Below are 1,423 nucleotides of genomic sequence, written 5' to 3' on the forward strand. Positions count from 1 at the left end.
TGGACTTCTGTCAATAAAGTAGACACTTATATGCAAGTAAATGGCGTACTTTTTTTCTTCCGCGCTTCGTTTTCACTCCGCTTGGAGGCCTCTGCCTGAAGGAACCATTTGAAAAACAATGGTTCCTTCAGGCAGAGGGCAATTTCTCCTCAGTGGCGTTTAAACGCTGTGCCTCTTTATACGCCTTTTCATACTCAATCGGAGTGGCGTATTCTAATGTCGAGTGAATCCTTTTACGATTATAAAATTGAATATAAAACTTAATGGCCCCGATGGCTTCTGCTTTTGTCTTAAACACAAACTTGTACAAATACTCTTTTTTAAGAGAAGCGAAAAACGATTCTACACAAGCGTTATCATAAGGGGTTGCTTTCCGACTCATACTGATGGTCGCTTTGGCATCCTCTAAGGCTTTAATATATTTTTTTGAACAATACACACTTCCCCGGTCCGAATGGTGGATCCATCCCTCAGCGGGCTGGCGAATTTCTAGAGCTTCTTTTAATGCTTTTAACGGCAATTCGGCGTCCATACGATCATCTATGCTATAGCTAATCACCTGACGGGAAAACAGGTCTAATACTGGATTTAAATAAAGAAATCCCTCCCCTGTATGAATATAAGTGATATCCGTTGCCCAGACACGATTCGGTTCTTCAGGCTTAAATTTCCGATTCAACTCATTTTTGTACACAAGCTGCTGGTGATCAGAATCCGTGGTCTGAATGTATCGAGTTGGCGGTGTCGCATATAAGCCCATCTCTCTCATACGGTTCGTCACGGTCTTAAGTGAGACTTGTATATGATCCACCTCGATCAGCTTTCGATAGATTCTCGGACTTCCATACGTCCCCAGGTTATCGTGGAAATGAAAACGAATTCGCTCGTCAAGAAGACGTCTCCAGCGTTGCCTCTCCGTTTCTTCCTGATCCAGTCTTTTTTCCCAAGCGTAATAGCCAGAAGTAGAAACATTCAAAACTTCGCACATCTTCACAACGGTATGGTCGTTTTTATTTTGAAAAATAAATTCAAACCTTACTTCTTTTCTTGCGTGAAGATGTGCATAGCCTTTTTTAAAATGGCGTTCTCCTCTTCCAGATCTAGTTTCTTCTGTCTTTCTGCTTCATACAATTCTTTGTATTCAGAAGCCGTAAGATACTGGCTTTGTTTCTCTTTTTCTGCCTGATTTCGCTTTTTACGATAAGAGCCAAGCCATTTCTGAAGTGTACTATAGGAAATATTAAGTTCTTTGCTTACATCCACAAGCTTCCGCCCATCTAACTCAATTAATTTACACACATATTCTCTAAATTCTGCTGGGAACTTTTTCTGATCTTTCGCCACGTTTATACACGCCCTTTTTATAGTTGTATAGATTTAAACATGACGCCACTACCTGTGTCCACTTTTTATACTAACTTCA

The 1,423-nt window shown here is 40.6% G+C and carries 2 protein-coding genes; both read right to left on the reverse strand.

The features are described 5' to 3' along the window. Positions 1-127 precede the first annotated feature (127 nt). Positions 128-1,024, reverse strand: coding sequence for an IS3 family transposase (locus DFR59_RS19930; protein WP_245948549.1), 897 nt, complete (start codon positions 1,022-1,024; stop codon positions 128-130). An 11-nt stretch (positions 1,025-1,035) separates the two neighbouring features. Next, positions 1,036-1,344, reverse strand: a complete 309-nt coding sequence (locus DFR59_RS19935; protein WP_158538451.1) for a transposase — start codon at positions 1,342-1,344, stop codon at positions 1,036-1,038. Positions 1,345-1,423: the final 79 nt, after the last annotated feature.

The organism is Falsibacillus pallidus, assembly GCF_003350505.1.
GTDB classification, from domain to species: Bacteria; Bacillota; Bacilli; order Bacillales; family DSM-25281; genus Falsibacillus; species Falsibacillus pallidus.